Source organism: Streptomyces sp. NPDC004752, from assembly GCF_053601275.1.
This window is the reverse complement of record NZ_JBSGBN010000110.1, coordinates 1-23684: the sequence shown is the minus strand read 5'-3', so window position 1 is coordinate 23684 and position 23684 is coordinate 1. Positions and strand designations below refer to the sequence as shown.

Sequence of the window (23684 nt, the reverse complement as noted above, 5' to 3'; positions counted from 1 at the left end):
TCAGATGTACCTGCCCTCGAACCACGCCCGTACGGCCAGGGTGTGCAGGGGGAAGGCGAGTTCCTCGGGCCTGCGCAGCAGGTGCCGGCCTTCCGTCTCGTCGGTCGCTTGGGACGGCGGGAGCGCGTCGGCGGGGCGCTCCGGGAGGAGCCCGAACAGCAGCAGGTGCCCGTCGGGCGAGCTCATCGCGTCCATGAGCCGTACGTCGCGGGCGGCGGCGTCGATGCCGGTCTCCTCCATGAGTTCGCGGACGACGGCCTGCCGCCAGTCCTCCCGGTCGTCGAGATAGCCGCCCGGCAGCGCGATGCCTCCGCGCGCGGGTGCGACGGTGCGGGTGATGACGACGAGCGCGGTGCCCTTCGGGTCGTACACGGGCTGAAGGGCGATCGCCACCGGCAGCGGGTTGCGGTAGGCGACGGCCCCGCAGGCCGGGCAGGTGCGGGGCCAGCCGGAGATTCCCTCTCCGTGGGGCGCTCCGCAGCTCGAACAGTGCGAGTTCGGCTCGGAGTTGGCGGTTGGGTGCTGATATTCGGACACGCGCGGACTGTATCCGATCATAGGAAGGACGGCTTCCGGAAGCTCTCCCGATGGAGCCGTCCGGTCCGCGGCGCGGCCTGCCCATTCGGCCGCCTCGTGCCATCACCGCGGCGCCTCGCTTCTGACGTTCCGTCAGATCCGATGACTCCGGAGCGGCTTTGTCGCGCACACGCACACCGGCGGTGTTCGGCTGTTTCGCCGGCGAGGGGGACGCGTTCCGGCTCCTGAGCACCCGCCGCTCGGCCTGCGCCACGGTCTGCTTCCCCCGCGAGGACCCCCGCTGCCGCAGCCCCGGCTGCCCCGGCGGCACCCTGGTGGAAACGCCGCTGTCGCGACGTGGTCGCATCTGGCAGTTGAGGGGAGATGCAGGCGAGCGGCAGATCGCCGGAGCACGCGTGGGGATCGCCGCCGACCAGGGTTGTTCGGGCACGGCTCGTCGGTGATCGCACTGCGCTGACGGGCGACGGACGAAGCACCTGGGACGGGAGGGTGGCAAGGGTTCTCCTACGCTGTGTGATCGACCGGGAATGCTGCGTGAACGTCTCATGAACTGCGCCTGGGCGCGCGTCGGCAGCGCCATCATGCTGCCGTGCACCCCTGGACGGATACTCTCCGCTTCGCCTTCCAGCCGGTGGTCAACCTCGCCACCGGCGGGGTCGTCGCACTGGAGACGCTCGCCCGCCCGGAGACCGGAGACATCCTGGCCGAAGCCCGTCGCGACCCCGAACTCGACGGCGGACTGGCCGTGTTGGCCTTCCGCGCGGCGGCTCGCACAGAGCGGCGGCTGCCCCTGCACATCAACGTGTTCGCCGCCACGCTCGCCGACCTCGGCGGCCTCACTCCCCTGCACGACGCCGTGCGCGGGGCGGGACGCCTGCCGTGGGAGGTGACCCTCGACATCGTCCCGCCCTACACGCACGTACCGCAGCGGGCGCTCCTCGACGCACTGTCGGCGCTGCGCGGCCAGGGGTTCCGGATCAGTGCCGACGGCATCGGCGAGGGCGACGTACCCCTCAGACTGCTCACCGACATCGCCCCCGACCTGGTGAAGCTCGATGCCTCGCTGCTCAACCGGCCGGCCGCGGTGCGGGCCATGCGGACGCTGTGTGAGCATCTGGGCGCCCTGCTGGCGGTCGAGGGCGTGGAGTCCGAACTGCAGCACGCGGCGGCGCTGTCGGCCGGTGCGCAGCTGGCACAGGGCGAGCTGTTCGCGCCGCCGTCCCGGATTCCCGCCGCGGACGTATACGTTCCGCCCCGCTTCCCGGACGCCCTGACCGTGCCGCGGTCGGGGCCGACGGTGCGCGAGTTCGTGCGGCCCGCCGCGCTGCTGCCGGTGACCGCCTCGGCGGGCCAGGTCCGGGCGCTGCTGACCGGGACGCCCGACGCGTCCGGAGTGCTGCTGGTGGACCAGTTCGGGGCCCCGGTGCGCTCGGTGCACCGCTCGCGGTTCCTGCTGTCGATGTCGGGCCGCTACGGGCACGCTCTGTACGCCGACCGGCCCGCGTTCAAGCTGGGCGACCCGCCGCGCACGGTCGGCGTCGACGCCACCGCCTGGGAGGTTCTGGACGTCGTGGCGGTGGGCGGCCGGGACCGCACCTCGGACGACGTGGCGGTCGTGGACCACCGCGGGCGCTGTGTGGGCGTCGTCCGGCTCGCCGACCTGGTGCGGGCGCTGGCCGAGACGCGCGTCGAGGAGGCGGCCGGGCTCAATCCCCTGACACGGCTGCCGGGTTCGGACGCGATCACCGGTGAGGTGGACCGGCGGATCGCCGGCGGGCGGGGCTTCACCCTGAGCTGGCTGGACATCGACCACTTCAAACAGGTCAACGACGGGGCCGGTTTCGCGGCCGGCGACGAGCTGATCCGATCCGTGGGGCGGACGCTGCAACAGGCCATGACCGGGCACACGCGCGTGGGTCACATCGGCGGTGACGACTTCCTGGTGCTCGCCGACGAGGAAGTCCTCGATCCGCTGGCCGCGGCCGTGCTCGGCGCCCCCTGGTCTGCGGGCGGCCGTCCCGTCACGCTGTCCCTGGCGACCGTCGTGTGCGCACCGGGCAGCGTGGTCGACCACCGGCAGGCCGCGGGCTGTCTGGCCCCGCTGAAGAAGGCCGCGAAGGAACTGAGCGGCGCGAGCTGGGTACTGGCGCGGGCGGGGCTGCCCGGGTACGAGATCCGGCACGGCTCCGGCCTGCCGTCCCCCCAGGCGGGTTATGCGGCGGTCGAGCCCCGGAGCTGAACGGCCGCCCCCACGAGGCCGGTTGAGGGGCGTGGGGCACACGCGCGTGGCTGTCACCGTTGCCGTCGGCGACCTTGACGCTCCCCGGCCGCCGGTGAACACTTCCCGGTGTCGGTCGGCATCGCCGTACGTTCTCGGCGTCATTGGGCACTGCGCCGCGCGGGCCCTTCCTGAGCCATGGCCCGCTCTCCTACGGGCGATTCGGCTGCGACGGCACGCTCGTCACGGCCGCCGGGCGGGGCACGGGATTCGCCCTGCCTTCGGCGGAGGTCGCCAAGGGAACCGTTCCTGCATGCAGGGCCGGGGCAGATCCCCCGGGAGCCAGCGCCTAGGAGCCGCCATGAGCAATGCAGACATATTCGTCGGCGAGATCATCGGCACCGCGATCCTGATCCTTTTCGGTGCCGGAGTCTGCGCCGCCGTCACCCTCAGACACTCCAAGGCGCGGGCCTCGGGGTGGGTCGTGATCGCGTTCGGCTGGGGATTCGGGGTGCTGGCCGGGGCGTACACCGCGGCCCCCCTGTCGGGCGGGCAGCTCAATCCCGCGGTCACCATCGGCATCGCCGTCGACACCGGCGCATGGGACAAGGTCTGGGTGTATCTGCTGGGCCAGATGATCGGAGCGATGCTCGGCGCCGTCCTCGCGTACCTCGTCTACCTGGCCCAGTTCCAGGCGAACGTGCGCAAGGAGGACTCGGCGCAGGAACCGACACCGACCGTCGGGATTTTCTCCACCGTCCCGGAGATCCGCAATCCGGTGGCCAACCTGATCACGGAGATCATCGCGACGATCGCTCTCGTCCTGCCGGTCCTGGCTTTCGGCCTGACCAAGGGGCTCGGCGAGTCCGGCACCACCGCGCTGATCGTCTCGCTGCTCGTGGTCGGCATCGGGCTCTCCCTCGGCGGGCCCACCGGGTACGCCGTCAACCCGGCGCGCGATCTCGGCCCGCGCATCGTGCACGCCGTCCTGCCGATCCCGAACAAAGGCACGTCGGACTGGGGTTACGCCTGGGTCCCGGTCGTCGGCCCGCTGATCGGCGGGGCGCTCGCGGGCCTCATCTACAACGCAGCCTTCTGACCGAGCGACCAAGGGACGGCCATGACGGACACCGCCGAGAAGTACGTTGCCGCCATCGACCAGGGCACCACCTCGAGCCGCTGCATCATCTTCGACCACGGCGGCGCGATCGTCGCCGTCGACCAGCGCGAGCACCGGCAGATCTTCCCCAAGCCGGGCTGGGTGGAGCACGACGCCACCGAGATCTGGTCCAAGGTGCAGGCCGTGGTCGCCGAAGCCCTCGCCAAGGCCGGGCTGCGCGCCGACCAGCTCAGCGCGCTCGGCATCACCAACCAGCGCGAGACGACGGTCCTGTGGGACCGGGCGACGGGCAAGCCCGTGCACAACGCGATCGTCTGGCAGGACACGAGGACGGCGGCCCTGTGCAACGAACTGGGCGGCTCGGACGGGCAGGACCGTTTCCGCGAGCAGACCGGGCTGCCGCTGGCGAGCTACTTCTCCGGCCCCAAGGTCGCCTGGCTCCTCGACAACGTGCCGGGGCTCCGGGATCGCGCGGAGCGCGGCGAGATCGCCTTCGGCACCGTCGACTCCTGGCTGATCTGGAACCTGACGGGCGGCACCGACGGCGGACGGCATGTCACCGACGTGACGAACGCGGGCCGCACCATGCTGATGAACCTGGAGACTCTGCAGTGGGACCCGGCCATCCTCGCCGCGATGAACGTGCCCGAAGCGATGCTCCCGGAGATCAGGTCGTCAGCGGAGGTCTACGGGACCGCCGTCGGCCAACTCGCCGGCGTCCCTGTCGCGTCGGCGCTGGGCGACCAGCAGGCAGCCGTGTTCGGGCAGGCATGCTACGACGTCGGCACCGCGAAGAACACGTACGGCACCGGCAGCTTCCTGCTGCTCAACACGGGGAACCGGCCCGTGCCGTCCAAGAGCGGGCTGCTGACGACGATGGGCTACAAGATCGGCGGTGAGGCGCCGGTGTACTGCCTGGAGGGGTCCATAGCGATAACGGGCGCGCTCGTGCAGTGGTTCCGCGATCAGCTCGGGATCATCAGGAGCGCCGACGAGATCGAGCCACTGGCGCGGAGTGTCGAGGACAACGGCGGCGCGTACATCGTGCCCGCCTTCTCGGGCCTGTTCGCCCCGTACTGGCGCTCCGACGCGCGCGGGGTCGTCACCGGTCTGACCGGGTACGTCACCAAGGCCCACTTGGCGCGTGCGGTGCTGGAGGCGACGAGCTGGCAGACGCGCGAGGTCGTGGACGCCATGGTCCAGGACTCCGGTGTGCGGATCACCACCCTGAAGGTGGACGGCGGCATGACCAAGAACAACCTGCTCATGCAGCACCAGGCCGACGTGCTGGGCGTGCCGGTGATCCGGCCCCGGGTGTCCGAGACGACCTGCCTGGGCGCGGCCTACGCGGCGGGCCTGGCGACCGGGGTGTGGAACGACCTCGACGAGCTCAAGTCGCACTGGCGGCAGGACGCGGAATGGACGCCGACGATGGAGGGGTCGGTACGCGACCGCGAGTACCGGAACTGGCGCAAGGCCGTGGAGAAGAGCTTCGGCTGGCTGGAGGAGGACGCCGACTAGTCGGCAGAGGTCGTGTTTGGCCGGCCGAGGTCGTGGTCCACGCGTGTGTGCCCCCGAGAGCGCGCACGCGCGCGTGGAGCAGCACAAGGGCCACGGCCCGTACCCGGCCGGAGTACGGGCCGTGGGCGGATCTCATCACGTGGTGACGGGCTTCCCGCGCTCGGCACCGTACGCCATCGCGTGCTGGACGACTCCGATGAGCACCTCCTTGACCGACCGGCGGTCGCGGGCGTCGCACAGCACGAGCGGCACGTCATCGTCCAGGTCGAGGGCCTGGCGGACGTCCGCCGCGGGGTAACGCGCGGCTTCCTCGAAGCAGTTGACGCCGACGACAAAGGGTATGGAACGCCGTTCGAAGTAGTCGACGGCGGCGAAGCAGTCCTCCAGGCGGCGGGTGTCGGCGAGGACGACCGCGCCGAGCGCGCCCTCGGACAACTCGTCCCACATGAACCAGAACCGCTCCTGGCCGGGGGTGCCGAACAGGTACAGCACCAGGTCCTCGCGGAGCGTGATCCGGCCGAAGTCCATGGCCACCGTGGTGGTGTGCTTGTCTTCCACGCCGCTGGTGTCGTCCACCGGACGCCCCGCCTCGGTGAGCAGTTCCTCGGTGCGCAGCGGCCTGATCTCGCTGACGGCGCCGACGAGGGTCGTCTTGCCCACGCCGAAGCCGCCGCCCACCAAGATCTTGAGCGTGACGGGCTCGACCGGAGGCTTGTCGCGCTCAGAACGCCCGAAGATCATCGATCTGTTCTCCTGCTTGATGGGGGTGTGGTGCCGGCCGGCCGTAGCCGCCGCCACCGGGGGTTTCGACGACGAGTACATCGCCTGGGCCGATGTCTGCCGAGTCGCTTCCGCCGAGTTCGGTGACCGAGCCGTCGGCGTGCTCCACCCGGTTGGCGCCGAGCGCGCCCGGGCTGCCGCCCGCCATGCCGTAGGGCGGGACCCTGCGGTGCTGGGACAGCGTGGAGACGGTCATGGCCTCGTGGAACCGGATGCGGCGCACCGCGCCGTCCCCGCCGGGCCACTGTCCCGTTCCGCCACTGCCCTGTCGGATCGCGAACTCGTCGAGTTGCACGGGCAGTCGCCATTCGAGGACCTCGGGGTCGGTGAGCCGCGAGTTGGTCATGTGGGTCTGCACGACGCTCGCCCCAGGGAAGCCGTCACCGGCGCCGGACCCGGAGGCGACGGTCTCGTAGTACTGGTGCCGCTCGTTGCCAAAGGTGACGTTGTTCATGGTCCCGGAGCCCTCGGCCTGAACGCCGAGCGCCGCGTAGAGGGCGCCGGTGATGGCCTGGGAGGTCTCGACGTTGCCCGCGACCACGGCGGCCGGCGGCTCGGGCGCGAGCATCGAGCCGGCCGGCACGATGATCTCCAGAGGGCGCAGACAGCCGTCGTTGAGCGGGATGTCGTCGGCGACGAGGGTACGGAAGACGTACAGGACCGCCGCGTTGACCACCGAGAACGGCGCGTTGAAGTTGGTGGCGAGCTGCGCGGACGTCCCCGTGAAGTCGATGGTCGCGGCGCGGCCGACGCGATCCACGCGCACGCGTACCCGAATGACGGCACCCGAATCGGTCTCGTAGGCGTACTCCCCGTCGTCCAGCGCGTCGATGACACGGCGGACGGCTTCCTCGGCGTTGTCCTGGACGTGCCGCATGTACGCCTGGACGACGTCGAGCCCGAAGTCCTCGATCATGCGGCCGACCTCGTCGACGCCCTTCTGGTTGGCGGCGATCTGCGCGCGCAGGTCGGCGAGGTTGGTCCCGGGGTTGCGGGTGGGGTACGGCGCCTCGGTGAGCAGGCGCAGCGTCTCCTCCTCGCGGAAACGGCCGTCCTCGGCGAGCAGCCAGTTGTCGAAGAGGACGCCTTCCTCCTCGATGGTGCGGCTGTTCGCGGGCATCGAGCCGGGTGCGATGCCGCCGATCTCGGCGTGGTGGCCGCGGGAGGCGACGTAGAAGCGGATCTGGTCACCGTCCGTGTCGAACACGGGCGTGACGACGGTGACGTCCGGCAGGTGGGTTCCGCCGTGGTAGGGGTCGTTGACGGCGTAGGTGTCGCCGGGCCTCATCGAGTCGCCGCGGCGGCGGATGACTTCCTTGACGCTGGTGCCCATCGAGCCGAGGTGGACGGGGATGTGCGGGGCGTTGGCCACCAGATTTCCGTCCGGGTCGAACAGGGCGCAGGAGAAGTCGAGGCGTTCCTTGATGTTGACGGACTGGGCCGTGGACTCCAGCCGGGCACCCATCTGCTCGGCGATGGACATGAACAGATTGTTGAAGACCTCCAGCAGGACCGGATCGACTTTCGTGTCGAGATCGGAACTCTGCGTAATCGCCGTGCGTTCCATGACCAGATGCCCGTCGTCGGTCGTCGCGGCCTTCCAGCCGTCGTCGACGACGGTCGTCGCGCCGGCCTCGGTGATGATCGCGGGGCCGGTGACGATCCGTCCGGGAGGCAGCGCCTCACGGCGGTGGAGGGGTACGTCGCGCCAGGCACCGCCGGTGTGGAGGCGGACGGTCGCAGGGGCGGCGGCGCGGCCCTCGTAGGTGGCGAGGGCGGACAGATCCGGGGGTTGGGTGATGCCGGTGGCTTCGACGGAGAGGGCTTCGATCACGACGGGACGGTCGAGGGTGAAGGAGTACGTGGCGCGATGACGTTCTTCGAAGGCGTTCCTCATGGTGTTGGGCTCGGTCAGCTCGATGGTGAGGGTGGTGTCCGTGCCGTCGTAGCGGAGCTGGGCGCGGCGGGTGACCTCGATGCGGTCCTCCGGGATGTCCTCGGCCAGGAGTTCGGCGCGGGCGGCGGTCTCCAGGTCGTCGGCGGTCTTGCGGACGCCCGGCATGGCGGCGGCCTCCAGGGGGGCCTCGACGGACTGCTCGCGCATCGTGGTGGTGTCGGCGAGGCCGATGCCGAGCGCGGAGAGAACACCCGCCATGGGGGGCACGAGGACGGCGCGGATACCAAGAGAGTCGGCGACCATGCAGGCGTGCTGCCCGCCCGCCCCGCCGAAGGTGGTGAGGGTGTAGCGGGTGACGTCGTGCCCCTTCTGGACGGAGATCCGCTTCACGGCGTTGGCGATGTTGGCGACGGCGATCTGCAGGAAGCCCTCGGCGACCTGTTCGGGGGTGCGGTCGTCTCCGGTCCGCTCGCGGATCTCGCGCGCGAGGGCGGTGAACCGGTCATGGACGAGCGCCGCGTCCAGGGGCTGGTCGCCTTCGGGGCCGAACACATGGGGGAAGTGGGCGGGCTGGATACGGCCGAGCATGACGTTGGCGTCGGTGACGGCGAGCGGGCCGCCGCCGCGGTAGCAGGCGGGTCCGGGGTCCGCGCCCGCGGAGTCGGGCCCGACCCGGTAGCGGGAGCCGTCGAAGTGCAGGACAGAGCCGCCGCCCGCGGCGACGGTGTGGATGTCCAGCATGGGCGCGCGCAGCCGGACGCCTGCGATCTGCGTGGTGAAGACGCGTTCGTACGCGCCCGCGAAGTGCGAGACGTCGGTGGAGGTGCCGCCCATGTCGAAGCCGATGACCCGGTCGAAGCCGGCGAGCTGCGACATGCGGGCCATACCGACGATTCCGCCGGCCGGTCCGGAGAGGATGGCGTCCTTGCCGCGGAACTGCCCGGCTTCGGCGAGCCCGCCGTTGGACTGCATGAACATCAGCCGCACGCCGTGGAGTTGGTCGGCGACATGCTGGACGTAGCGGCGCAGCACCGGCGACAGGTAGGCGTCGACGACCGCGGTGTCGCCGCGCGGGACGAGCTTCATCAGGGGGCTGACCTCGCTGGACAGCGAGATCTGCGGAAAGCCGGTGCGGGCGGCCAGCTCGCCGATCGCCTCCTCGTGGGCGGGATGCAGATGGCTGTGCATGCAGACGACGGCGACGGCGCGGATCCCGTCGTCGTACGCCTCCTGGAGCGGCCCCCGCAGCGCGTCCAGATCGGGTGCGCGCAGCACGGTGCCGTCGGCCGCGATCCGCTCGTCGGCCTCGACGACGCGTTCGTACAGCAGCTGGGGCAGGTCGATGCGGCGGGCGAAGATGCTCGGGCGGTTCTGGTAGGCGATGCGCAGGGCATCGCGGAATCCGCGGGTGATGACCAGCAGGGTGCGCTCGCCCTTGCGTTCCAGGAGCGCGTTGGTGGCGACGGTCGTGCCCATGCGGACGGTCTCGATGGGTTCCGGGGAGCCGCCGAGGAGTTCGCGTACGCCGGCGACGGCCGCGTCGGTGTACCGCGCGGGGTTGTCGGACAGCAGTTTGTGGGTGAGCAGGCGGCCGTCCGGGCGCCTCGCGACGATGTCGGTGAAGGTACCGCCCCGGTCGACCCAGAATTGCCAGCCTGTCACGTCATTTCTCCGCTTCCGCGCCGGTCACAGCGCCCGGAGGCCGTTGATCACGTCGCGCAGAATACTCTCGTCCGGCAGGTCCGCCGGGGGTACGGGACGTGTCACGTGGACGAGTTCCTCGGCCACGAGATCGCCGACGAGGACCCGCACCACGCCGACGGGCAGGTCCAGTTCCGCGGCGAGTTCGGCGACCGACTGGGGGGTTCCCCGGCAGAGTTCGACGATGTCCACGTGTTCCGGGGACAGCATCTGGTCCGCTTCCGGATCGTCCGTGTGGGGTTCGGTGACGACCACCGCGATCAGGTCGAGGCGGTGCTGGCCGGCGCTGGTCGTGCGGCCGCGCGTCATGGCGTACGGACGGACGACCGGTCCGGCCTCGTCGTCGAACCAGTGGCTTCTTCCCTGACCGTCTCCGCTCATGTCATCCCACTACCCACCCGCGGGCAGATCGGTGCGCGGGGCGGTGCCAAGATGCGCGCCGACCCGCTTGACGAGGAGCGTCATCTCGTAGGCGACCTGGCCGATGTCGGAGTCGGCGTCGGAGAGGACAGCCAGGCAGCTGCCGTCGCCGGACGCCGTGACGAAGAGGAATGCCTCGTCGAGTTCGACGATCGTCTGACGGACGCTGCCCGCCTCGAAGTGTCGGCCCACGCCCTTGGCGAGGCTGTGGAATCCGGAGGCGACGGCGGCCAGGTGCTCGCTGTCCTCCCTGGTCAGGTCCTTGGACACGCCGGTGGCCAGTCCGTCGCCGGAGAGCACGACGGCCTTGCGGATGCTGGCGACCCGGTCGACGAGGTCGTCGAGGAGCCAGTTGAGCGCACCCTTGTCCGGTGCGGTGTGGCCGGTCGCCTTTGGTGCGGTCATCGACCGTCCCCCTTAGTCGTTCCTTGTGCTGTGCTGTTCCGGGCTCCGTCGCCCGCGGCGTTCTCCTCCCGGCCACGCTGCCAGCCGCGCTGGAGCGAGGCCATCCGGCTGCGCACCTCTTCGGCATCGCGGTCGACGGGTTCCGTCTCACGTCCGGGCCGTCGTGCGGGACCCTGCTTGAGCTGCGGCGCGAGGCTGGTCTGCCGTACACGCCTCGGCAGCGGTCCCGTGCCGGATCCGGTCTCCTGCGGTGCGCCGCCCGTCGGCGGGGCGGTGCCGCCCCGGCCGTCGCCGGAGCCATTCTCCGGACGGCGGGTCCGCCGGGGGAGCTTGGGGGCCTCGGACGGCTCTTCCGGGCCCTCGGCCGAGGATTCCGCGCGCGCGTCGAAACGGGTCGCGGGTGCGCTGCCGGAACGCGGGGACGTCTCGCTCCGGCGTCGGGAGGGCAGCGGCTCCGGACGGGGGTCGGCGCCGGGCGGGTCGGCCGGGGACGGCTCGTTCTCCTCGCCCCGGCGGGAGCGCCGCTCCTTGATCGGCCGACCGTGCGAGCTGACCAGCTTGGGCGTCCGTCGGCGGGGCAGCGGCACGGGGGCGTCGGGGCGGTCGTCCGTCCCCGCCCAGTCGTCCGTCCCCGCCGGGTCGTCCGTCCCCGCCCGGTCCGCTGTGCCGGAGGGCTGCCGATGATCCGCACCGGTTCGACCCGCGACCTCGTCATCATCGACATGGACGAGGGAGCGGCGGGCGCGGAAGAGTCCGCCGCGTTCGTTGTGCTCGTCGGTGAGGGCGACCGGGAAGTCGTCGAGGGCGCCCCGGTCGACGGGCGCCTCCAGTTCGACGGGACCGTCCAGGACCGGCGCGGGCAGGCCCGGCAGCTGCACCTGGGCGAGGGCGGCCCGGCGTTTCTCCTGTTCGGCGGCGTCGGCGCGCCGTTCCCGGTCGAGGCGGAAGCCGACGCCGTTGGTGTCGGGGACGTCGTCGGTCAGCAGCACGTCGGGGATGAAGACCACCGCGGTGGTGCCGCCGTAGGGGGACGGCTGCAGGGAGACGCGGACGTTCTGGCGCCGGGCGAGACGGCTGACCACGAACAGGCCGAGCCGGTCCGTGTCGGAGAGTTCGAACTCCGGTGTCTCGGCGAGCCGGAGATTGGCCTCCAGCAGTGCTTCGGCGGCCATGCCGAGGCCCCGGTCGTGGATCTCCAGGGTGAAGCCGTTGGCGACCCGCTCGCCGAAGACCTGGACCGCCGTGTGCGGCGGGGAGAACACGGTGGCGTTCTCCAGCAGCTCGGCCACCAGGTGGGTGACGTCGGCGACGGCCGGGCCGGTGACGGCGACGCGCGGCAGCCGGCGGACCTCGATGCGCTCGTAGTCCTCGACCTCGGCGACGGCGGCGCGGACGACATCCATCAGCTGGACTGGTTTGCGCCACTGGCGCGAGGGGGCGGCGCCGGAGAGAATCACCAGGCCCTCGGCGTGCCGGCGCATCCGGGTGGTGAGGTGGTCGAGGCGGAACAGGTCGGCGAGTTCGTCGGTGTCCTCGGTCCTGCGCTCCATGGTGTCGAGCAGGGTGAGCTGCTTGTGCAGCAGGACCTGGCTGCGCCGGGCGAGGTTGACGAAGACCTCGGAGACCCCGGCGCGCAGTTCGGCCTGCTTGACGGCGGCCTCGACGGCTGCGTGCTGGAGGGTGTTCAGTGCCTGGCCGACCTCGCCGATCTCGTTCTTGCCGTACTCCAGGAGCGGGGCCTCGGTCTCCACGTCGACCTTTTCACCCGCGGACAGGCGGCGCATCACGCTGGGCAGCCGGACGCCGGACGCCTCGTGCGCCTCCAGGCGCAGTTGCCGCAGATCGCGGATGAGTCGGCGGCCGACGCGCACGGAAAGGACCAGGGAGACCAGCAGCGCGGCCAGTCCGAGCAGCCCGGCGACGGCCGCCTGGATGATCACGCTCAACGCCACGGGGCGGGTGCGGTCCTGATAGCGGTCGCCGCTCTCGTCGTCAAGGGTGCGCAGCTCTTCGAGCACGGTGCCCGCGGCGGCGTCCCAGCTCTTGGCGCTGACGTCGTTCGGGGTGCCGGCCCCGGAACCGATGACCGCCTCCTCGGCCGCGCGCACCGGCGCGGTGGTGGCGTTCCTCCAGAACCGGTCGTAGCGGTCGCGTTCGGACGGCGGCAGCAGCGGCAGGGTGATGTCGTAAAGGAGGGTGCGCTGGGCGACGAGTTCGGAGATGTCGCGGGTTTCGTCCCGGGAGAGCCTGCCGACCACCAGGGCGGATCCGAGCAGGGCGTCCTCGCGGGAGAAGAGTTCGCGGGCGCGGTTGATGTTGACCAGGGCGCGGGCCTGTGTGTCCATCTCCACGTCGTCGATGCCGTCGAGGCTCGCCAGGAGCGAGTAGCAGGGGTCGATGACATGGTTGTAGAGGTCCAGGGCCTGATGGCGGGTGACCGTGCCGTCCTCGACGCTGCGGCGCAGGGAGTTGACGCCGTCGAACGCGTCCAGGACCGCGGTGAGGCGTTCGCCGTCGCCCGCGTCGATGCTGTCGCGGACGTCGGAGTTCTCGGCGTTCTTCCGGATCTCCGTGAGGGCCGAGTCGGTGGCGGTCCGGGTGCGGTGCAGGGCGCCGAGGGCGTCGGCGGCGCGCGGGTCGGCGAGGTAGACGAGGGTCTGGCGGCGTTCCTGCTGCAGCGCGCGGACGGTGTCCTCGGTGGGGTACTCGATCTTCTCCACCACATACGACATGGTGATGAGCCGGGCCACTCCCTGTCCCGTGAGCACGGTCGCGAAGGCCCAGATGGCGGCCAGGGACACCAGCGGCACGAGAAGCAGCGCCACGATCTTCCGGCGGATCGACTTCCCGCGAAAGCGCATGGCCTCCCCCAGCTCGGTCCCCCTGCGGACGGGGGTGCACAGGTGCGTCAACAAACGGCGCGAGCCTACTACCGTCACACGGTCAACTCGAAGGCGTGTCCGGAGCCTGAACTTCACCTTCGCTTCGGGGACATGGCGAGTTGTCCGGGCATTACGGGAGATTGCCACCTCGGTTCCGGCTGCCGCGGTTCGAGCGTCCGGTTCGATACACCGGACCGGTTGGCCGAAATCTTTCGGGGGTCGGGAATCTTCGGGACGCTCCGTTCGTCCTTCTCTACGGGAAATGGGGGCGGAATCGACCACAGGAGCCGCATCCACCATCCTGGCGGCGTAAAACAGCGCAAGCCGGGCAACCACAGGGGAGCCGGTGCCTCGGGGCATCGGAGCGAGGGGTCTGCCGGCGGTGGGGAGGACACGTTGATGGGCACGGCGGAGCGGCGCGAGGCGCCAGATGAAGGCGGCGTGGCGGGGCGCCGGACGGGGCGGCGGGTCCCGGAGGCGACGGGTGGGCGCGCTCCGTCGCGGGAGCGGGGTGCCGAAGCCCCCGGGGCACAACGACACTCGGCGTACCGGCCGTTGTGGGTCGAGGAGCCCGCGCGCAGACGCCGGATGCCGGATCCGGTGCGTACGGCGGCGGTGCGGGCGGTGATCATCATCGCCGTGACGCTGATTCAGGCGATGGTGGCCTTCCTGTGCACGATGGCCGGGTCCTGGCTGGCCTTCCCGATGGTGATCAGCAGTGTGGCCAGCACCGTGGCGGCCACCTGGAGCGTTCTCGACGTCTGGGTGACGCGCCAGGTCTGGAACCAGCGCGCTGGCGTGGTGTCGGTGCCGAGCAGTACGGCGCGGTCGCTGCGCCGGGAGCGGCGCGCCGCCCGCCGGCAGGCGAAGACCGCCGCGCGGGAACAGGAGCGGATACGCAGGCGGGGCGGCACCGGCCAGCTGTCGCACTCCTGAGTCCGGCCCCGGCGAGCGGGTCGGCGCTCCGTGACAGTGCGGGGGGCGACCCGGTCGTCGCCAGGGGCGAGTTCGCGTCAGGACCGTAGCAACCGGGAAGGGGTTGGGGAAGTCGATGGCAAGGCATGCAACCCTGTGGTCGTCGCGTTCATAGCGGGCGAGAGAGCCTCCCTCGTACTGGTCCCCGGCGAACACCGCATCGGCGCCTTCTGCGTGTGATTGCCGGCACAACTCGGGGGTGACCCCTCCGGACCCGTTCCCTGACGACGCCCGGCACGCCGCCGACCGGCCCCGCGGACGCCCGCCGACGGCCCGCGGCGCGCACCTGCTCTCGCGGTCACGGCGTGCTGGGCGCCGGACGCTTGAACATGCGTGTCGCCGTGATCTCGCTGTGCACCGCTTCCCCAGCCGTGGCCTGCTGCGGCAGTCCAGGCCGCAGGTGTTCCTCCACGCTGATGTACTTCAGCCCGGCTCGTAGGTCGGCGTCGTTGCGCAATCGGATGACCAGCGGGAACTCGGCCAGTGCCGTCGTGTCGAACAGGCCGGTGGTGTAGAGCAGTTGCACGCCGAGCGCGTCGGACACGGCACGCTGCAGTTCCAGCAGATAGGTGGCGTTGGCGCGGCCGATGGGGTTGTCGAGGAACAGGGTGCCGGCGTGGCGGTGCTTGTCGCGGCCCCGGTCGTTCGACCGCAGGGCGGCCATCGTGCAGTACAGGGCGATCGCGGCGGTGAGCAGCTGGCCGCCGGAGAACACATCGCCCATCTGTCCGACGGGGACGCGTTCGGCGCGCAGGACGGCGTCCGGCTTGAGGATCTCGACGGCGATGCCCTTGGGCCGTAGCGCGGCGGCGACCCCGCGCAGCAGCAGGGACATGCCGTCGCGCCGCAGGTCGGAGTTCTTCTTCACGGCGGCCCGGGTCGCTTCGTCGATCACCTCGCCGAGCCGTTCGGTGAGCGTGGCCTGGTCCGGCTCCTCGAAGCGGATGCGCAGGAACTCCTGCCCGGACCACTCGCCGAGCCCCTCGGGCAGCCGGGACAGCCGCTGGGCGGAGCGCAGGGTGGCGAGCGCCGACTCGACCAGTCCGCGCAGCCGGTCCACGATCGAGTCGCGGTTGCGTTCCAGCTGCGCCAACTCGTCCGTGAGGACCCGCAGTCGGGGGGCGAAGGCGTCCGCCCACTTCTGGGCGTGCTCGGGCAGCGCGGCGGCGGGCAGCTCGCGGATCTGCTGCCTGGCGGGGGTGCGCACCTGCTCGTAACGGGTGGAGTTGGCGTGCCGGACCAGGATGTCACTGGCCTCGCGCACGGCGGCCTCGGCGGCGGACAGGTCGGCGGCGCAGCCGCGCAGCGAACGGCGGGCCTCCGCGGCGGACCGTCTGGCCTCCTCCAGGGAGCCGGGGTACGGCTCCGGTGCCTCCTGTTCCTCGTCGGCGGCGTGCTCGCGCAGCAGGTCGCGGAGCATGGCCGCGACCTCGTCGAAGCCTCCGACGGCGTCCTCGGCCATGCGGTGGGCCGCCAGGAGTTCGGCGTGCGCGTCGCGGGCCTGGGCCAATGCCTCGGTGCGGGAGCCGAGTTCGGTCATGGCGGTGCGCAGTAGCGCCTGGGCGTGCTCGGCGTCGCGCGGGACCAGTTCCCCGGGCAGTTCGGTGTGCGTCCCGCCGTCCTCGGGCGCGTGCCGTTCGGCCTCGCCGCGCAGCCGTCCCAGTTGCTCGCTCGCGGCGGACATACGGGTCTCCAGGAGCTGGACCAGTTCCTCGGCGCGCGCGGCGGCGGCCTGCCGGGAGGGGCCGTCAGAGCCGTCGGGCGACTGCAGCAGTTGCTCGGCCCGGGTGCGGACCTTGTTGCTGAGCCGGTCCAGTTCGGCGCGGGCCGCGCTCTCGTCGCTCTCCGCGCGGGCCTGCTCGGCGCGCAGATCGGCGCCTACGCCCACCTTCTCGTACACCTGGGAGGCGGCACGGTATGCCTCGCGGAGGGCCGGCAGGGACGCTTTCGAGGCGTCGCTGTCTTCCTCGGCGGCGGGCACGTCGTCGGGTGCGCCCGCGATCTCGGAGCGCTCGGCGCGCAGCGCGCGGGCGGTGCGGCGGGCGTCGTCGGCGGCGCGCTGAGCGGCGCGGCGGTCCTCGTCGGCGGCGCGGGCGCGCTCCAGGCATGCCTGGGCGCGGGCCTCCGACTCGGCGGCCTCGTCGGCGAGTTCGCGCAGCTTGGCCTGCCAGCCGGAGCGCTCGCGCAGCCGGAAGGCAAGCCCGGCGAGCGCGTCGGCGGCGCGCCGGGCCTTCTGCGCGGCCTCCTGGCGTTCGTCGCGGGCCTGGGCGGCCTCGGCGGCGGCTTCGTCGGCCTCGGCGCGTGCGGTCCTGGCCTCGGCGAGTTCCGCCTCGGACTCCTCGGCGAACACCCGCGCGTCCCGGGCGGCCCCGGCCAGTTCGACGAGCCGTCCCGCCGGGCAGCCGGTGCGCCAGGAGGCGAGCCGCGCGGCCAGCTCCCGGTCCTTGGCGAGCCGGGTGGCGAGCGCGCGGATCTCCTCGTCCCGCTCGGCCGCCCGGGCGCGCAGCGCCTGCCGTTCCTCGTCGGCGGCGTACTCGTCGTGCATGGCGGGGTTCGGCGGTACGAGGAACACCTCGCCGGCGCTCGCGTCGGTGACGGGGGTCGGGGCGAGCAGGGCGGCGGCCGTGCCGACGGCCACGGCGGACCGCGGCAGCAGTGCCGCGTCCCCGAGGGTCTCGCGGGCCCGCGCATGTGTGTCCGGGTCGGTGATGATCACGCCGTCGACCAGCTCGGGGCGGGCGGCGAGCACACGCGCGTGGTCAGCCGGGTCGACGGCCTGGGCGAGGTAGCGCCAGCCGGGCAGCGCGGGGATGCCGTGTTCGCCGAGGAACTCGACGGTGGCGAGCACGTCGGGGCCGGGCGGCAGCAGTCCGCCGTCGCCGAGCGCCCCGAGGATGCGGGCGTCGTCGGCGGCGGCGGTGCGCAGTTCGAAGAGGTGCCGTTCGGCAAAGGAGACGGAGTCGTCGAGGAGGGCGCGCAAGTCGTCGGCGCAGCGGTCCAGGTCCTCGGGGGTGAGGGGGCCGTCGCCACCGGGGCGGGCGCCGTCCGCGGCGGCGGCTTCGGCGGGGACGCCGGGCGCCGGGCCCGGTTCCGGGGCCTGGGCGGCGTCGCCGCCCCCGCGCGGTGCGGGCACCGCGGCCCGCCTGCCACCCTGGATGCCCGGCAGACTGAGCAGTTCGCCCAGCCGCTCCTCGGCGGCCAGCGCCTCGGCGATGTGGCGCTCGGCCTGGTGGGCGCGCTCGGCCGAGGTCGCCGCGTCCGCGGCGCGGGCGGCCGTCAGCTCGGCGCGGGACTCGGCGGACGCGGCTTCGCGCGCGTGGTCCGCCGCCTTGCGCGCCGCGTCCCGGGCCGTGTCCCAGGCGGCCACGGCGGTCTTCTCGGCGTCGCTGGCCGCGAGGGCAGCGCGGGCCGGGTCCGCGTCGGGGGCACTGTCGTCGAGCCAGCCCGCGCGCACCGCCTCGGCGGTCTCTTGCTCGACCTCGGTCAGCCGCTGTCTGAGATGTCCGATCTCGCTGCGGGCGCGCTGCGCCTCGGTGGCGGCGGCGGTCGAATCCCGGTACGCGGACTCGCCGGCCTCCTGGAGGGCGGCCGATCGCTCCTCCCCCTCGTTGGCGAGGTTCTCGGCGCTCTCGGCGGCCGTGTGCAGGGCCCGTACGAGGTCCACGGCGGCCTTGGCGCGGGCGGCCAGGGCGGGGGCGGCGTCCCGTTCGGCCTCCTGGATCGCGGCGGCCACGCGCGCGACGCGGTCGGCGGCGGCGCGGTGGCGCAGTACGGCCTCGGCCGCCTGCCAGGCGGAGTGCAGGGTGCGTGCGTCGGCCAGTTCGCGTTTCTGCGCGGCGGCCGACTTCTCGCCGACGGCGAGCGCCAGTGAGGCGTGTCGGTAGGCGAGTTCGGCGGCGATGAGCGCGCTGCGCTCGCGCGCGCCCTCGGACTCGGTGACGGCGTATGCGGCGGCCGTGACCCGCTGGGCGAGGTCGGCGGCCCTGGCCCGTTCCACGACGCCTCGCGCGGACAGCCGGCGGGCGAGGCCGCGGGTGCGGCGCTCGGCGCCGGCGTGGATGTCACGCGCGCGTGCGCGGGCGTCGGCGGCCTCGACGATCCGCCCGAGCAGGTCGACCGACCCGGCGGTGAAGTCCCGTTCGGCGATCAGTTCGGCGCGTCGGCCCAGCTTGTTGCCGAAGCCGCCGACCAGGTCGGCGAGGCCGTCGGTGTCCCGGGTGTCGGTGACCGCGCGCAGCAGCAGGTCGGTGAAGTCGGAGTCCTTCTTGACCGCGAACAGGCCGGCCGCCTCGCCCTCGTCGGCGTTCATCTCCCGCTGGTAGCGGAAGAGTTCGGGGTCGAGGCCGAGGTCGCCCAGGTGCTCGGTCCAGCGTTCGTGGATCTCCTCCCAGTGCACCTCCAGGTGCGGATACGCCTTGCCCGCCTCGGTGATGGCGTCCCGGAAGCCCTTCATGGTGCGCCGACGGCCCTGGGCGCCCGACTGTCCCTCGACGGGCGGGCGTACGGCCGTGGACTCGGCCACGGGGAGGTTGTCGAGGCTGAGGCCGGGGCCCGGCCGGAAGGAATACCACGCCTCGGCGAACTTGCGCGGGTCGTTGGAGACCTGCCGTCCGCGCCACTCGCTGGCCTTGCCGACGACGACGCATGCGCCGGTCTGCACATGCTGCCACTCCAGGGCCACGTGGCCGCAGTCGTCGGCGAGCAGGAACTTGCGCAGCACGCCGGAGCTGGCGCCACCGAGCGTGTTGCGGTGGCCCGGCAGCATGACCGAGAAGATCAGCTTGAGCAGGACCGACTTGCCGCCGCCGTTCTCCAGGAAGAGCACGCCCGCGGGCGCGGGGCGGCGCGGTGGGCCGACCGGCTCCTCCTCGAAGAACTCCGCCTGTGTGGGGGCGGGGTCGGGCACCGGATCGCCCACGCCCCGCAGGTCGAGCACGGTGTCGGCGTAGCGCGCACCGGCGGGACCGATGGAGTAGAGGCGGACCCGGGACAGCTCGTACATGGCGGACTCTCGTGAAAGGGCTTCAAAGGGGCAGGGTTACGGAAGGGTGCGGTGGCCGGGCCGTCAGGAGTGGAACGGCAGCCCGGCGTCGGCCACCAGTTCCAGGTCGTCGGTGTCCGCGGGGGGCAGCAGGCCGGCCGTGCCGTCGGTGACCGGGACGACGCCGAGTTCGAGCAGTTCGGCCATGGCCGAGGCGCCAGCCATGTCGCGGACCTGGAGCTGGTAGCGCGCCGTGGTGCGGTAGGTGCCGCCGTTGTCGTCGCCGGTTCTCTGCAGGAATCCGGAGTCGGTGAGGAAGGCGACCGCCTTGCCGACGATGCCGGTGGTGGAACCGGCCAGTCGGCGGGCGTCCTTGGTGGCGCCGGTGGAGCTGCGCCGCATCCAGATCCGCCAAGCGGCCTCCAGGCCGGGCGCGTCGGTGGCGGGGTCGGTGTTCTCGCCCTGCTCCGCGGCCCGCTCTTCGAGGCGCCGGCATGCCTGGCGTACGAACGCGTCGACGCCGTTGACGGAGACCCGGCCGATGTAGCCGTCGTCGGCCAGGTCCTCCGGGCGGGGGAAGGCCAGCGCGGCGACCGCGAGATGGGCGAGGCCGTGCAGGAACCGGTCTCCGGAGTCGGCGGCGGTGCGGCGGGCGTAGTCGCCCATGCGCACGGCGAAGACGGAGTCCTCGGCGGCGGTCACCGCCATACCCGCGCGCGGGGACACCTCCAGTACGACCAGGCCGAGCCCGGTGGCCACGGCGTCCGCGAGCCGTGCGAACGCCGGGTCCTCGCGGTGGCGGCGCAGCAGTTCCGTGTACTCCTGGTCGCGGGCGGGCTGCAGTTTGGGCTGCAGCCCGAAGGCGACGAGCCGGGCGGCGTCGGCGACGTCGGCGGGGGTGACGACGGAGCCACCGGGCACGGCGGCGGGCTCGGGCTCGCTCCAGTCGGCGTGCTCGGTCACGGTCGGGGCTCCTTGCTGCGCTGGCCTGGGCGGGTGGGACGGTCGGATCCGGTCATGCCGCCTCCGTCCGGTCGGCCGCCATGCCCGCGGAGTCCAACAGGGCCGTGCCGACGATCAGATCGGCGCCGCCGAACTCCGGGTCGTCCAACTCCGCCCCGTCGTCCACGGCGAACAGCAGTTTCTCCTCGCCCTGGCGGTAGGCGGTGCCGACCGGCGGGCTGGCCGCGTGCACGGCCAACAGCGCCACCAGGTACGGCAGATCGGGGTCCTGTCGGCGTGCCTCGGCGAGCAGTCCGGACAGCCGGCGCGGGGCATCCGCCGGCAGGTCCAGCAGTCCTGTGGCCGCGGCCAGTTGCTCGTCGCTGAACCGGCTGTCGTCCGGTGTGGCGATCAGGTCGGGCTCGGGCATCTCGGCGCCCAGGTGCTCCCGCTCCACGGGTGGGGTGAGCAGCAGGTCGACGAGGTCGCCGACCCGTACCGACACCGGTGTGCGCAGTCCGGTGCCACGCGCGAAGAAGGCGTCCGTGACCCGGACCGCCCGCTCCACGGGCAGCGGGAGGACGGGGGCAAGGAGGTGGCCGTACAGGTCCATGCCCGAGGTGGTCAGGGGGGCGGCAAATGCCTGCCGGTCCTGTTCGGCGCGGAACAGCGGGCCCGCCTCCAGCAGCCGGGACTGGAGCTGCGTGTGGCGCCGGATGCAGTCCTTGACGATGTCGACCAGTTCGGCGGCGCGGCGCTTGTGCTCGGGGTCCTCGGACTCGTCGCGCGCCTTGCGGATGTTGGTGAGGATGGCGTTCTCGTGGCGGTAGCGGTCGGCCACATGGCCCAGGGCCTCGGCGATCATGTCGGGTACGGCGTTCAGCCAGTCCACCGCTCGGACGTTGCGCCGGGTGGCCTCCAGGGACCTGCGCAACGTTTCCGAGTACTGCACGGTCCGGTAGCGCGCCTGTTCCGCGGCGAGTTGGGCGTCGGCGAGGCGGCCGCGGTTGATCAGCACCTCCAGCTTGACCTCGGCGGCGATCTGGGCGCTGGTGACGTCCGTGTCGAGGGCGCCGACCAGGACGTTGACGGCCTCGTCGGTGGTGCGGAGGTAGACGGTTCCGCCTGGTCCGGGGACTTCCTCGATGAGTTTGAAGTCGTAATCCCGGCGTACGTAGGTGCCGTCCGGCGCGAATGTGCCGTACGCGGCACGGAAGCCGCGGTCGACGCTGCCGACGTTGAGCAGGTTCTCCAGGACCCAGCGGGCCACGCGCTCGTGCTCGGCCACCGGGCGGCGCGGAGCCTGGGCAAAGATGCGCGGGACGAGCCGGGCGACGATCTGCTCATGGTCGGCGCCCGTGTCGAAGTCCATGTTGAGCGTGATCAGGTCGATGGCGGCGAGGGCCACCTCCGCCATGCCGTACACCGAGTACTCGCCCGCGAGGTTGGCCTTGCGTGCGTCGAGGTCGTGCAGCGGCGCGGTGCAGGCGAGCGCGCGCAGCCGCCGCGCCAGCCCCTCGTCGGCGGCCGGGCCCGGGGCCGGGCGCGGCCCCGCGCTGAGCTGGGGCGGAACGCTGTCCGTCGATGCAGGCGAAGTCACGGTGCACAGACTAGGTCCTCCGTCTGACAACGACCCAAACGGCGCGGAAGCGACGGCCGTCACGGGGGCGTGAGACGACCTCGGCCCGCACCCTGGCTGCGCGCGGCGGCCCCCGCTCCCGGCTGTTCGGCCCGGGCCCACGCTCCCGGCCGTTCTCCCCAGCCGACTCGCCGCCAGCTCTCCGCGGTCGGCTCTCCAACAACTCTCCTCAGCCGACTCTCCGGCCGCTCACCTCGATCGTCTCTCCGCCCGCCCTCCTCAGTCGCGCCTCCGCCTGCCCTCCGCGGTCGACTCTCCGGCCGCTCCCGCGCCGCCGCGTGGAGGGCTCCTTGGTCGTCGACGAGATCGTGCCGGCGACCCGTACCGTGCTGCTCGACGGCCTGACCGACCCGTCCGGCTGGACTCGTGAACTGACCGCGGCCGAGGTGCCGCCCGCCCCCGCACGCGTGCGTACCGTGCGTGACCCGGCCGGTGCGCTACGACGGCCCGGACCTGGCCGCGGTCGCCGCCTGCTGGGGCGTGGCCGAGCCGGAGGCGGCCCGCATCCACGCGGCCGCCGAATTCACCGTCGTCTTCTACGGATTCGCCCCAGGCTTCGGCTCCCTCACCGGCCTGCCCCGCCCGCTACGACGTGCGGCGGTGCGCCGGGACACCCCGCGCACCGCCGTTCCGGCCTGGTCCGTGGCGCCGGCCGGTCCTTGAACCGGCGTGTACCCGCGGTCATCACCGGGCGGCCGGCAGCTGATCGGCACGACGGACGCGGTCCTGTGGGACCACGCGCGCGTACCAGCCACCCTGCCCACTCTGAGCGCGCGCGTCCGCTTCGTGCCGGTGGGCACGGCATGACGGACCGTGCCCTCGTGGTGGTCGAGGAGGGGGCGCTGACCACCCTCAACGGCTGTGCCGTGCGTCCCCGTTCGATGGCCGTCATGGCCGGGGGGAGGGCACGCCGAGCCCCGTTCGGGTGGGCGGCCGGCCGACTGGGGCGCGTCGGTGGTGGTACCGGCCGGGCGGCTGCTGGAGGTCGGGACGGCCGACCTGGGGGTGCGCGCCCATGTGGCCGCGTCCGACGGCATCGACGTAGAACCGATCCACGACAGCCGGTCCACGGCAGCCGACGGTCCGCGGCAGCTGGTCCACGGATCTGCCGTCCGGGCTGGGGCCGGCGGCGCTCGCGGACGGCATGGTGCTGCCCCCTGGGCGGCCTCGGGTCCGCACGCGCGCGTGGGCGTCGCCCCACAGCCGCGCCCGCCCGCCGAACTCGTGCTGCGCGTGATGCCGGGGCCGCGCGACGGCTGGTTCACGCCGCGAATGGTCGCGGACCGTGCGCGACTTCGCGGCACGGGTGTACCGGGTGTCGTCCGCGAGCAACCGGATCGGGCTGCGCACAAAGGGGCCCGCCCTGGAACGGGCTCGGGTCGGTGACCTGCCCGGCGAGGGCATGTCCTGGGGTGGTCCAGGTGCCACCGAACAGCCGTCCGGTGGTCTTCCTCGCGGACCACCCGATCACCGGGGGCTACCCGGTGATCGCGGTGGTCCGCGCCGCCGACCTGCCGGCCGCCGCGCGAGCGATGCTTGGCACCCCGGTCCGTTTCATGGCCGTGCGGCGCCGCTCATTAGAGGACCATCCTTTCTGCAGCCCTCACGAGTAGGGTTGTGACCTCTCGGTCCCGGTGGGTGCATGGCCAAGGGTGCGAGCCGTTCG

At 72.5% G+C, this 23684-nt stretch carries 15 protein-coding genes and 2 pseudogenes; 8 read left to right on the top strand and 9 right to left on the bottom strand.

Annotation, left to right across the window (positions count from 1 at the left end; all coding sequences use genetic code 11):
* Nucleotides 1-537, bottom strand: a complete 537-nt coding sequence (locus tag ACWEKM_RS34225; RefSeq protein ID WP_451625158.1) for an NUDIX domain-containing protein — start codon at nucleotides 535-537, stop codon at nucleotides 1-3.
* A 158-nt stretch (nucleotides 538-695) separates the two neighbouring features.
* Between ACWEKM_RS34225 and ACWEKM_RS34220 the strand changes: the two are divergent.
* The 4 genes and pseudogenes from ACWEKM_RS34220 to glpK all read left to right on the top strand — a co-directional run.
* Nucleotides 696-887 (top strand): annotated as a pseudogene (locus ACWEKM_RS34220) (benzoylsuccinyl-CoA thiolase); the annotation flags it as partial.
* 239 nt (nucleotides 888-1126) lie between these two features.
* A complete protein-coding gene (locus tag ACWEKM_RS34215; protein ID WP_451625157.1) occupies nucleotides 1127-2776 on the top strand; it encodes an EAL domain-containing protein in 1650 nt (549 codons plus the stop codon).
* A 340-nt stretch (nucleotides 2777-3116) separates the two neighbouring features.
* The gene (locus ACWEKM_RS34210; protein WP_451625156.1) at nucleotides 3117-3854 is read left to right on the top strand and encodes an MIP/aquaporin family protein; all 738 of its coding nucleotides are present in this window, start codon (nucleotides 3117-3119) and stop codon (nucleotides 3852-3854) included.
* A gap of 21 nt (nucleotides 3855-3875) precedes the next feature.
* On the top strand, nucleotides 3876-5396 hold the full coding sequence (gene glpK, locus ACWEKM_RS34205; RefSeq protein ID WP_451625155.1) for a glycerol kinase GlpK: 1521 nt from the start codon (nucleotides 3876-3878) through the stop codon (nucleotides 5394-5396).
* A gap of 135 nt (nucleotides 5397-5531) precedes the next feature.
* On the opposite strand, the gene ACWEKM_RS34200 is transcribed toward glpK, so the two are convergent.
* From ACWEKM_RS34200 to ACWEKM_RS34180, 5 genes are read right to left on the bottom strand one after another with little or no spacing between them, the layout of a single operon-like run.
* A complete protein-coding gene (locus ACWEKM_RS34200; protein ID WP_451625154.1) occupies nucleotides 5532-6137 on the bottom strand; it encodes a GTP-binding protein in 606 nt (201 codons plus the stop codon).
* Nucleotides 6118-9735 carry a hydantoinase B/oxoprolinase family protein gene (locus ACWEKM_RS34195; RefSeq protein ID WP_451625153.1) on the bottom strand — a complete coding sequence of 1206 codons (3618 nt, stop codon included), beginning with the start codon at nucleotides 9733-9735 and terminating at the stop codon, nucleotides 6118-6120. The genes ACWEKM_RS34200 and ACWEKM_RS34195 overlap by 20 nt, the downstream gene beginning before the upstream one ends.
* Nucleotides 9736-9759: 24 nt before the next feature.
* Nucleotides 9760-10155, bottom strand: coding sequence for a DUF742 domain-containing protein (locus ACWEKM_RS34190; protein WP_451625152.1), 396 nt, complete (start codon nucleotides 10153-10155; stop codon nucleotides 9760-9762).
* 9 nt (nucleotides 10156-10164) lie between these two features.
* A complete protein-coding gene (locus ACWEKM_RS34185; RefSeq protein ID WP_451625151.1) occupies nucleotides 10165-10599 on the bottom strand; it encodes a roadblock/LC7 domain-containing protein in 435 nt (144 codons plus the stop codon).
* A complete protein-coding gene (locus ACWEKM_RS34180) occupies nucleotides 10596-13460 on the bottom strand; it encodes a nitrate- and nitrite sensing domain-containing protein (protein WP_451625150.1) in 2865 nt (954 codons plus the stop codon). Before ACWEKM_RS34180 ends, ACWEKM_RS34185 begins: the two co-directional genes overlap by 4 nt.
* Nucleotides 13461-13880: 420 nt before the next feature.
* On the opposite strand from ACWEKM_RS34180, the gene ACWEKM_RS34175 reads away from it, so the two are divergent.
* Nucleotides 13881-14417: a hypothetical protein gene (locus ACWEKM_RS34175; RefSeq protein WP_451625149.1), complete on the top strand. Its 537-nt coding sequence runs from the start codon at nucleotides 13881-13883 to the stop codon at nucleotides 14415-14417.
* 337 nt (nucleotides 14418-14754) lie between these two features.
* On the opposite strand, the gene ACWEKM_RS34170 is transcribed toward ACWEKM_RS34175, so the two are convergent.
* The 3 genes from ACWEKM_RS34170 to ACWEKM_RS34160 all read right to left on the bottom strand — a co-directional run bounded on the left by ACWEKM_RS34170 (nucleotide 14755) and on the right by ACWEKM_RS34160 (nucleotide 21979).
* Nucleotides 14755-19458: a hypothetical protein gene (locus ACWEKM_RS34170; protein WP_451625148.1), complete on the bottom strand. Its 4704-nt coding sequence runs from the start codon at nucleotides 19456-19458 to the stop codon at nucleotides 14755-14757.
* 63 nt (nucleotides 19459-19521) lie between these two features.
* Complete coding sequence (locus ACWEKM_RS34165; RefSeq protein WP_451625147.1) at nucleotides 19522-20400, bottom strand: hypothetical protein; 879 nt, start codon at nucleotides 20398-20400, stop codon at nucleotides 19522-19524.
* Between the two features lie 52 nt (nucleotides 20401-20452).
* A complete protein-coding gene (locus tag ACWEKM_RS34160) occupies nucleotides 20453-21979 on the bottom strand; it encodes a hypothetical protein (protein ID WP_451625146.1) in 1527 nt (508 codons plus the stop codon).
* Nucleotides 21980-22215: 236 nt separating this feature from the next.
* Between ACWEKM_RS34160 and ACWEKM_RS34155 the strand changes: the two are divergent.
* The 3 genes and pseudogenes from ACWEKM_RS34155 (at nucleotide 22216) to ACWEKM_RS34145 (ending at nucleotide 23631) form a co-directional block, all read left to right on the top strand.
* A pseudogene (locus ACWEKM_RS34155) lies at nucleotides 22216-22825 on the top strand (carboxyltransferase domain-containing protein).
* A 54-nt stretch (nucleotides 22826-22879) separates the two neighbouring features.
* Complete coding sequence (locus tag ACWEKM_RS34150) at nucleotides 22880-23404, top strand: hypothetical protein (protein WP_451625145.1); 525 nt, start codon at nucleotides 22880-22882, stop codon at nucleotides 23402-23404.
* A 35-nt stretch (nucleotides 23405-23439) separates the two neighbouring features.
* Nucleotides 23440-23631, top strand: a complete 192-nt coding sequence (locus ACWEKM_RS34145) for a hypothetical protein (RefSeq protein ID WP_451625144.1) — start codon at nucleotides 23440-23442, stop codon at nucleotides 23629-23631.
* The last annotated feature ends 53 nt before the right edge of the window (nucleotides 23632-23684 follow it).

Bases quoted from the DNA above. Each gene is read 5' to 3' on its own strand.
- ACWEKM_RS34210 (WP_451625156.1), top strand. From the start codon at position 3,117: ATGAGCAATGCAGACATATTCGTCGGCGAGATCATCGGCACCGCGATC.
- glpK (WP_451625155.1), top strand. From the start codon at position 3,876: ATGACGGACACCGCCGAGAAGTACGTTGCCGCCATCGACCAGGGCACC.
- ACWEKM_RS34200 (WP_451625154.1), bottom strand. From the start codon at position 6,137: ATGATCTTCGGGCGTTCTGAGCGCGACAAGCCTCCGGTCGAGCCCGTC.
- ACWEKM_RS34190 (WP_451625152.1), bottom strand. From the start codon at position 10,155: ATGAGCGGAGACGGTCAGGGAAGAAGCCACTGGTTCGACGACGAGGCC.
- ACWEKM_RS34185 (WP_451625151.1), bottom strand. From the start codon at position 10,599: ATGACCGCACCAAAGGCGACCGGCCACACCGCACCGGACAAGGGTGCG.
- ACWEKM_RS34180 (WP_451625150.1), bottom strand. From the start codon at position 13,460: ATGCGCTTTCGCGGGAAGTCGATCCGCCGGAAGATCGTGGCGCTGCTT.
- ACWEKM_RS34175 (WP_451625149.1), top strand. From the start codon at position 13,881: ATGGGCACGGCGGAGCGGCGCGAGGCGCCAGATGAAGGCGGCGTGGCG.
- ACWEKM_RS34170 (WP_451625148.1), bottom strand. From the start codon at position 19,458: ATGTACGAGCTGTCCCGGGTCCGCCTCTACTCCATCGGTCCCGCCGGT.